Origin of the sequence: Phreatobacter sp. (genome assembly GCF_030691135.1) — a bacterium.
Taxonomy (GTDB): Bacteria; Pseudomonadota; Alphaproteobacteria; order Rhizobiales; family Phreatobacteraceae; genus Phreatobacter.
Genome location: NZ_JAUYFA010000072.1, coordinates 60,213 through 69,338 on the forward strand (window position 1 = coordinate 60,213; position 9,126 = coordinate 69,338).

A 9,126-nucleotide genomic window follows, 5' to 3' on the forward strand; every position below is an offset into this window, starting at 1 on the left:
CCTCAGCGCTGGACCGCGGCGACGGGCGTCACCCGGTCGCCGTTGCGAACGAAACTGCCGGAGACCGAGACGACCTGTTCGCCCTCGGCGATGCCCTCGCGGATCTCGACCCTGCCGGCGGCGCGCAGGCCGACGGCGACCGTGCGCGTCTGCACGATGCCGTCCTTGACCACCTGGACGGTGGTCGTCGGGCCGAACATCACGGCCGAGAGCGGGACGGTCAGGCCGGTGGCGCGCGCCACCTCGACGGTAGCGCGACCGAAGGCGCCGAGCGGCGGCCGCTCGGTGTCGGTCAGGGCGACACGGACCCGGCCGAGCCGGTTGGTGCGGTTCACCTCGGGCGCCACCAGGCGGACCTTGCCGGCGAAGGGGCGCGTGTAGCCGGCCGCCTCGATGGTCGCGGGCTGACCCGGCCGCATGCGCGCCAGCGTCGTCTCCGGCACGTCGGCCTCGAGCTCAACCTCCGATTCCGCGATGATGCGGAACAGCGGGTCGCCGGACGCGGCCGCCAGCGCGCCGAGGCGGGCCGTGCGGCGCGAAATCGTCCCGCCCACCTTCGCCTTGATCTCGGTGCGGGCGATGCGCAGCGTGATGTCGCGGCGCTGGGCGCCGGCGAGGACGAGATCGGCTTCGGCGAGGGCGAGGGCGTTGGTGACCGAATCCAGCCGGGCGGCGGTGCTGAGGGCGGCGCTGGTGCGCTGGTCGAGCGCATCGGCGGTGGCCGACCCGCTGCGCTGCAGCTGACGGGTGCGCTCCAGCTGCTGGTCGGCGAGGTTGCGGGCGGAAGTGGCCTCGGCGATGGCGGCGCGGGCCTGGGCGATAGCGGCTTCGGCACGCGCCAGCTGGGCGCTGTTCTGGGCGAGCTGCACGTCCAGCATCTCGCGGTTGAGGCGGGCGAGCACCTGGCCGGTGGTGACCTTGTCGCCCTCCTCGGCGAGGATTTCGGTGATCGTCAGACCGTCGACCTCGGGCGAGACCATGACCTCGTCGCGGGCGACGAAAGAGCCGGTGAGGATGACGGTCTCGCGCAGCTCGGACCGGGCGGCGGCGGCCACCGTGATGGAGGGCGCGACGCCCTGACCGGTCGCACCACCGCCGAGGGCGGCGGTCAAGAAGGCGGCGAGAAGGGTGGTTCGGGCGACGGTCATCATGGTGTTTTCAGCCTAGCAGTGGCCGGCGTGGCGGGTGGCAGCAGCATCGAACGCAGGATCGAGAACATCAGGACGACATGCGGATCCGGATCGAAATTCACGTCGCGGGCGCGCCGGAGCATCAGGCCGTCGGCGTAGGTGATGAGGAACTGCACGGCTCGGTCGAGGTCGGCGCCCGGATCGGTCTGGCCGCGATCCCGCGCCGTTTCCAGCGCAAAGCGGATCTTGGCCTCGATGAACTGGTCGATCTTCCTACGAAGGATACCGATCTGCGGATTTCTCGCGACCTCCGACATGATCTCGACCCAGAGCTGGCAGCTCTCGCGGGGTTCCTCGATCATGTGGAAACGCGCCAGCGCCTCGAAGGCCGTCCAGATGTCCGGCGCCTGCGCAAGGGCGGAGAAGCCCTCCCCGACCTCGGCGAAGTCGCGCTCGCACAGGCCCTCGATCATCGCCTCCTTGGAGGGGAAGTAGCGGTAGAGGTTGCCGGGGCTCATGCCCGCCTCGCCGCAGATATCGCTCATCGAGGCGCCATGGAAGCCGGAACGCACGAAGCAGCGCTCGGCGGCATCGAGGATGGCCGTCTTCCGGTCTATGCGCTGGGCAGTGTCGATGCGCGGCATGGCGACGGCAGGTCCTCGGGGCAGAGCCTGATTAGGGCAGGCGGACAAAAGGCGCAACAAAAAAGAGAATGAACATTCATTTTTATGAGACACCGCATGATGCATGCCCCATGGCTCCCGCGCTGATGCCGGTCCGCGGAACAGCCGTTCGGCTGGCGTTCATCGGCGGAACACAGTGGCAGCGAAAAGCCGTCTTGCATGCGCCATCAACCGATGGTGACCTCGCGGGGTCGGCACGGGAGACGCAGTCTGGCGCCAAGCCCCGAACCCGACCCACGGAAGGACACGTCCATGCTCAAGACCCTGATGCTCGCCGCCTCCCTCGCGCTCGCCGGGACCGCCGCCATGGCGCAGACCGCGACCCAGCCTGCGACCCGTCCCACTGCTCCGGCGACCACCCCGGCGCCCGCCGCGACGACGACGCCCCCCGCAACGACGACGCCGGCCGCGGCGCTCATCGACATCAATTCGGCGACCGAGACGGAACTTCGGGTGCTGCCGGGCATCGGCGAGGCCCGGGCCCGGGCGATCATCGCCGGCCGGCCCTATCGCGGCAAGGACGAGCTGGTGCGCAAGAACATCGTCCCGCAGGGTGTCTATGACGGCATCCAGGCGCGGATCATCGCCCGCCAGCGCTGATCTCCGATGCTGTTTCCCTCGCCCTTCCCGCTCCGGCGGGGAGGGTTGTTCTTTTGAGCGACCAGGGCGCTTGTTCCAAGGCCCCACCCGCACCATCCCCTCCGGCGAGGGGAGGGAGACCACCGCGTCGTGTCAGGTGGGTTACGGCGGAGCCAGGCCCAACCGTCCCGATCAGGCGGGACGCCATCGTCCCCCTCCCTGCGCGGGGAGGGTGAGGGTGGGGCATGATCAAGCGCGGGTTCGCAGCCGCCCTCAGGCGGAACACTCGCGAATCAGGCCGGCGAGGAAGGCGTCGCACTTGGCGAGTTCCGACACCTCGACCCATTCGTCGGGCTGGTGCGCCTGGGCGATGTCGCCGGGGCCGCAGATGACGGTGGAGATCCCGGCCGCCTGGAACAGGCCGGCCTCGGCGCCATAGGGCACGACCTGGATGCCGTTGTCGCCGGTGAGCCGGCGGGCCAGGCGCTCGGCCTCGCCGTCCTCCTCGCGCACCAGCGGCTCGCCGCCGACCCGCCAGGTGAGGTTGACGCCCGAATCGGGATGCACGGCCTTCATGGCCGGCTCGATCTCGCGGCGGACGAAATCCTCGTATTCGCGCACATAGCGCATGCCGTCGTCGCCGGGCACCACACGGATGCCGGTGACGAAATGGCAGTCGAGGGCGGTGATGTTGTGGGCGGTGCCGCCGGAGAGCGTGCCGACATGGATCATGGTCCAGTCGGGATCGAAATAGGGCGCGCCGCCATTCGCCTCGGCCTCGGCCTTGTTCTGGAGGTCGCGGTCCTCGAGCCAGGTCACCAGCCGCGCCGCGACGAAGATGGCGGAGACGCCGGCATAACGGTTGGAGGAATGGACCTCATGGCCGCGCACATGGGTGTCGATGCGCATATAGCCCTTGTGGCCGGTGACGACCTTCATGCGGCTCGGCTCGCCGACGATGCAGAGGGAGGGCCGCGTCCAGTCCTTGCCGAGACGGGCGATCAGGGCGCGGGCGCCGTCCATGCGGATTTCCTCGTCCGCCGTCAGGCAGATGTGGATGGGGCGCTTCAGGTCGGCGGCGACCATGGCCGGCACGGCGGCGAGCACGCAGGCATCGAAGCCCTTCATGTCGCAGGCGCCGCGGCCATAGAGGCGGTCACCCTTGGCGGTGAGGGTGAAGGGGTCGGTGGTCCAGGGCTGACCCTCCACCGGCACGACGTCGAGATGGCCGGAGAGCACGATGCCGCCATCCACATTCGGGCCGATCGTCGCCCAGATATTGGCATTGCGACCATCGGGCATCGGCACGATCTCGCAGCCGACACCATGGGCGGCGAGATAGTCGCGGATGAAGGCGACGAGGTCGAGGTTGCTGGCGTCGGAGACCGAGGGGAAGCCGACGAGGCGCTCAAGGAGTGCGGTGCTGGTCAATGTCATGTCCCCGAGGGAGCCGATAGGAGCCATGCGCGTCAAGAGCACGTGCCCGCATGGCAGCCCGGTTGACCGCCCGCCCGGCGTTCGGTTCTCTTGGACTTTCTCCGCTCAGGACATATCCATGCCCATCGTGAACCGGATCGCCGGGCTGCATGAAGAAGCCACGGCGTGGCGCCGCGATTTCCACCAGCATCCCGAACTGCTCTTCGACCTGCCGCGCACCTCGGCGATCGTGGCGGAGAAGCTGCGCGCATTCGGCTGCGACGCGGTCATCACCGGCATCGGCCGCACCGGTGTCGTCGGCCTGATCCACGGGGCGAAGACCACGTCGGGCAAGGTGATCGGCCTCAGGTCGGACATGGACGCGTTGCCGCTCACCGAGATCACCGGACTGCCCCATGCCTCGACCGTGCCGGGAAAGATGCATGCCTGCGGCCATGACGGCCACATGGCGATGTTGCTGGGCGCGGCGAAATATCTCGCCGAGACCCGCCATTTCGACGGGACGGTGGCGCTGATCTTCCAGCCGGCGGAAGAGGGCGGCGGCGGCGCCCGCGAAATGGTCGCTGACGGCCTGATGGAGCGCTTCGGCATCCAGGAGGTCTATGGCATGCACAACAACCTCGACCCGGCCGGAACGCTCGCCGTGCGGGCCGGGCCGACCAGCGCGGCGGCCGACAAGATCCACATCCTCGTCGAGGGCAAGGGCGGCCATGCGGCGAAGCCCCATCTCGCCGTCGACACGGTCCTGGTCGCCGCCCAGATCATCATTGCGGTCCAGTCCGTTGTGGCGCGCAACATCGATCCGCTGGGCAGCGCGGTCGTGTCGATCTGCGCCTTCAATGCCGGCCATGCCAACAACGTCATCCCGCAGACGGCGGAACTGCTCGGCACGGTGCGCACGCTGACCAAGGACATCCAGGCGCTTGTCGAGCAGCGGTTGCGGCAGGTGGTCGAGATGACCGCCGCAAGCTACGGCGCCAGGGCGGCCTTCACCTATATCCACGGCTGCCCGATGGTGGTGAACCATGCCGCCGAGGCCGAGCATGCCGCGGCGGTGGCCGCCTCCATCGTCGGCGAGGCCCTCGTGCGCCGCGACAAGCCGCCGACCATGGGCGCGGAGGATTTCTCCTTCATGCTGGAAGAACGGCCCGGCTGCATGATCGGTATCGGCCAGGGCGGGGAGTTCGGCGTCCATCATCCCGCCTATGACTTCAACGACGAGATCCTGCCCATCGGCATGAGCTACTGGGCCCGCCTCGTCGAAACCCGCATGCCGGCCTGACTGCCTGCCACCGGAGGCCAAGGTGCCGATCATCAACCGCATCGCCGCATTGCACGAGGAGGCCGCCGGCTGGCGGCGGGATTTCCATCGCCACCCGGAGCTCGGCTTCGACCTGCCGCGCACAGCCGGGATCGTCGCGGCGAAACTCAGGGAGTTCGGCTGCGACGAGGTCATCACCGGCATCGGCCGCTCCGGCGTCGTCGGCATCATCCGTGGCGCGCGGACGACGTCGGGACGGGTGGTCGGGCTGCGCGCCGACATGGACGCGCTGCCCATTCACGAGACCACCGGCGCAGACCATGCCTCCACGGTGTCCGGAAAGATGCACGCCTGCGGCCATGACGGGCACATGGCCATGCTGCTCGGCGCCGGAAAATACCTCGCCGAGACCCGCAACTTCGACGGCACCGCCGTGCTGATCTTCCAGCCCGACGAGGAGGGGGGTCACGGCGCCCGCGCCATGATCGCCGACGACCTGATGGACCGGTTCGGCATCCACGAGGTCTATGGCATGCACAACAGCCAGGACCCGGTCGGCACGATCTCGGTGATCTCCGGCGCCGCCAGCGCCGCCGTCGACTGGATCCACATTGCCATCGAGGGCAAGGGCGGCCATGCGGCACGCCCGCATATCGCCGTCGACACCGTCCTTGTCGCGGCCCATCTCGTCGCAGCGGTCCAGTCCGTCACGGCGCGCAACGTCGATCCCCTCGCCAATGCCGTCGTCTCCCTCTGCCATGTCGATGCGGGCTCGGCCTTCAACGTCATTCCGCAGACCGCGGCGCTGCGCGGTACCGTGCGCACGCTGTCGAAGGTGGTGCAGGATCTCGTCGAGGTGCGGCTGCACGCCATCGTCGCCGGCGTCGCGGCGACCTTCGGCGCCACCGCCACCCTGACCTATGACCGCGCCTGCCCGAGCGTGATGAATACGACGGCCGAATCCGGCCATGCCGCCCGCGCCGCAGTCTCGGTGCTCGGCGAGGCCGGTGTCTGGCGCGACGTCGACCCGGCCATGGGCGGCGAGGACTTCGCCTTCATGCTGGAGGAGCGGCCCGGCTGCATGATCGGCATCGGCCAGGGCGGTGAATTCGGCCTGCACCACCCCTCCTACGATTTCAACGACGAGATTCTTCCCATCGGCATGAGCTATTGGGCCAAACTCGTCGAGACCCGCCTGCCGAGCTGATAGAAAGGCCGCAAGGCCCCCGCCCTTTCCGGAGAATGACCATGCCCATCAACAACCGCATCGCCTCCCTCCACGACGAGGTGACCGCCTGGCGCCGCGACCTGCACGAGCATCCCGAGCTGATGTTCGACGTGCACCGGACCGCCGGCATCGTCGCCGACAAGTTGCGCGCATTCGGCTGCGACGAGGTCGTCACCGGCATCGGCCAGACCGGCGTCGTCGGCATCATCAAGGGCCGCAACGGCGGCGCGGGCAAGGTGATCGGGCTGCGCGCCGACATGGACGCCCTGCCGCTGAGCGAGATCACCGGCCTGCCGCACGCCTCCAAGGTTCCGGGGAAGATGCATGCCTGCGGCCATGACGGCCACACGGCGATGCTGCTGGGTGCCGCCAAGTACCTCGCCGAGACGCGCAATTTCGACGGCACGGTGGCGGTCATCTTCCAGCCGGCCGAAGAGGGCGGCGGCGGCGGCCGCGAGATGGTCAATGACGGGATGATGGACCGTTTCGGCATCCAGGAGGTCTATGGCAAGCACAATGCGCCGGGACTGCCGGTGGGCAAGTTCGCCCTGCGCGCCGGCCCGCTCATGGCCGCGGCCGACCGCATCCAGATCGACGTCGAGGGCAAGGGTGGCCATGCCGCGCGCCCGCACCAGTCGATCGACACGATCCTTATCGCCTCGCAGATCGTCAACGCGGTGCAGTCCATCGTCTCGCGCAATGTCGACCCGCTCGGCAATGCAGTCGTCTCCATCTGCGCCTTCAATGCCGGCTTCACCGACAACGTCATTCCGCAGACGGCGACGCTGCTCGGCACGGTCCGCACGCTCACCCCGGAGATGCGCGACTTCATCGAGAAGCGGCTGCACGCCATCGTCGAGGGCACGGCCGCCGTCTATGGCGGCACCGCCAAGCTCACCTATTTCCGCGACTATCCGGTGACGCGGAACCATGCCGAGAACGCCGTCTTCGCCGGCGATGCGGCCGCCGCCGTGGTCGGCGACGACGGCGTCAACCGCGACACCGTACCGGTGATGGGCGGCGAGGACTTCTCCTTCATGCTGGAAGCACGCCCCGGCGCCTTCATCTTCATCGGCCAGGGCGACACCGCCTCCGTCCATCACCCCGCCTATGACTTCAACGACGAGATCATCCCGATCGGCATGAGCTACTGGGCCAAGCTCGTCGAGAGCCGCCTGGCGGCCTGATCCTCATTCCCGGCGCGGCCCTGGTCCGCGCCGGCCTTCCCTCTCCGCAGGACCACCGCCATGCCCATCGTCAACCGCATCGCCGCCCTCCACGAAGAGGTCACCGCCTGGCGCCGCGACATCCATGAATATCCGGAGCTGCAGTTCGACGTGCACCGTACCGCCGGGATCGTCGCCGACAAGCTGAGGGAGTTCGGCTGCGACGAGGTGGTCCCGGGAATCGGCCGCACCGGCGTCGTCGGCATCATCAGGGGCCGCGCCACCGGATCCGGCAAGGTGGTGGGCCTGCGTGCCGACATGGACGCGCTGCCGCTGACCGAGATCACCGGCTTGGCCCATGCCTCCAAGGTGCCGGGGAAGATGCATGCCTGCGGCCATGACGGCCATACCGCCATGCTGCTTGGCGCCGCCAAGTACCTCGCCGAGACGCGCAATTTCGACGGCACCGTCGCCGTCATCTTCCAGCCGGCGGAAGAGGGCGAGAAGGGCGGCGAGGCCATGGTGCTGGACGGCATGATGGAGCGCTTCGGCATCCAGGAGGTCTATGGCATGCACAATGCGCCGGGCCTGCCGGTCGGCCAGTTCGCCATCCGTCCGGGACCGATGCTGGCGGCGGTGGACAATTTCCGCATCCATGTCGAGGGCAAAGGCGGCCATGCCGCCAAGCCGCATCTGGCGGTCGACACGATCCTCGTCGGCGCGCATATCGTGGCGGCGGTGCAGTCGATCGTGGCGCGCAATGTCGACCCGCTGAAGAGCGCCGTCATCTCCATCTGCGCCTTCAATGCCGGCTTCACCAACAATGTCATTCCGCAGACGGCGGAGCTGCGTGGCACGGTGCGCACCCATGACGCAGAGGTGCGCGACCTCATCGAGGTCCGGCTTCGGGAGGTGGCGGAGAAGACTGCCGCGGCTTTCGGCGCCACAGCCACGGTGGAGCATGTGCGGGTGGTGCCGGCCACCGTCAACGATCCCGCCCACACGCCGCATGCGGTCGCCGCGGCGGCCGCCGTGGTCGGCGACAAGGCGGTGAATGACGACGCGCCGCAGATCATGGGCGGCGAGGATTTCTCCTACATGCTCGAGGCCCGGCCCGGCGCCTTCATCTTCATCGGGCAGGGCGACACGGCCTCGGTGCATCACCCCGCCTATGACTTCAACGACGAGATCATCCCGCTGGGCATGAGCTACTGGGCGAAGCTGGTCGAGAACCGCATGCCGGCGTGAGGAGGGCGCTGCCGCTTACCTCTCCCCGGCGGGGAGAGGATAAGGCCGCAGGCCGGGAGAGGGGGCCAAGCGCTGGCCGTGTTTCGCTCTCCCCCTCACCCGCCTCGCTATCGCTCGTCGACCTCTCCCCGCCTGGGAGAGGTGAATGTGCCGCGCATTCCAGCGATCCAGCTTCCCCCTCGCTTCGTGCCCCGCCCCGCGCTAGCCTCGCGCTTTCGCCTGCCCTTCCGGAGATTTCCATGCCCGTCATCAACCGCGTTGCCGACCTTCACGACGAGATCACCGCCTGGCGCCGCGACTTCCACGAGAATCCGGAACTGCTCTACGACGTGCACCGCACCGCCGGCATCGTCGCGGAGAAGCTGAAGGCCTTCGGCTGCGACGAGGTCGTCCC

General features: G+C 68.6%; 8 protein-coding genes and 1 pseudogene. 6 read left to right on the top strand and 3 right to left on the bottom strand.

Translation table 11 applies throughout. From position 1 onward, the window contains the following. Nucleotides 1-2 precede the first annotated feature (2 nt). Nucleotides 3-1,148: an efflux RND transporter periplasmic adaptor subunit gene (locus tag Q8O26_RS12990; protein ID WP_305576241.1), complete on the bottom strand. Its 1,146-nt coding sequence runs from the start codon at nt 1,146-1,148 to the stop codon at nt 3-5. Further along, the gene (locus Q8O26_RS12995; RefSeq protein WP_305576243.1) at nt 1,148-1,774 is read right to left on the bottom strand and encodes a TetR/AcrR family transcriptional regulator; all 627 of its coding nucleotides are present in this window, start codon (nt 1,772-1,774) and stop codon (nt 1,148-1,150) included. Before Q8O26_RS12995 ends, Q8O26_RS12990 begins: the two co-directional genes overlap by 1 nt. Before the next feature lie 291 nt (nt 1,775-2,065). Between Q8O26_RS12995 and Q8O26_RS13000 the strand changes: the two genes are divergently transcribed. Then, the gene (locus tag Q8O26_RS13000; protein WP_305576245.1) at nt 2,066-2,413 is read left to right on the top strand and encodes a helix-hairpin-helix domain-containing protein; all 348 of its coding nucleotides are present in this window, start codon (nt 2,066-2,068) and stop codon (nt 2,411-2,413) included. Between the two features lie 252 nt (nt 2,414-2,665). On the opposite strand, the gene argE is transcribed toward Q8O26_RS13000, so the two are convergent. Continuing rightward, nucleotides 2,666-3,829, bottom strand: coding sequence for an acetylornithine deacetylase (gene argE / locus Q8O26_RS13005; protein WP_305576247.1), 1,164 nt, complete (start codon nt 3,827-3,829; stop codon nt 2,666-2,668). A 118-nt stretch (nt 3,830-3,947) separates the two neighbouring features. On the opposite strand from argE, the gene Q8O26_RS13010 reads away from it, so the two are divergent. The 5 genes and pseudogenes from Q8O26_RS13010 to Q8O26_RS13030 all read left to right on the top strand — a co-directional run. Beyond that, the gene (locus Q8O26_RS13010) at nt 3,948-5,111 is read left to right on the top strand and encodes a M20 aminoacylase family protein (protein WP_305576249.1); all 1,164 of its coding nucleotides are present in this window, start codon (nt 3,948-3,950) and stop codon (nt 5,109-5,111) included. Between the two features lie 22 nt (nt 5,112-5,133). Further along, nucleotides 5,134-6,297, top strand: coding sequence for a M20 aminoacylase family protein (locus tag Q8O26_RS13015; protein ID WP_305576251.1), 1,164 nt, complete (start codon nt 5,134-5,136; stop codon nt 6,295-6,297). Nucleotides 6,298-6,338: 41 nt separating this feature from the next. After that, entirely contained in the window at nt 6,339-7,505 is a 1,167-nt protein-coding gene (locus Q8O26_RS13020) for a M20 aminoacylase family protein (RefSeq protein ID WP_305576253.1), read from the top strand. Between the two features lie 60 nt (nt 7,506-7,565). Continuing rightward, nucleotides 7,566-8,732, top strand: coding sequence for a M20 aminoacylase family protein (locus Q8O26_RS13025; protein ID WP_305576255.1), 1,167 nt, complete (start codon nt 7,566-7,568; stop codon nt 8,730-8,732). Nucleotides 8,733-8,971: 239 nt separating this feature from the next. Then, a pseudogene (locus Q8O26_RS13030) lies at nt 8,972-9,126 on the top strand (amidohydrolase); the annotation flags it as partial.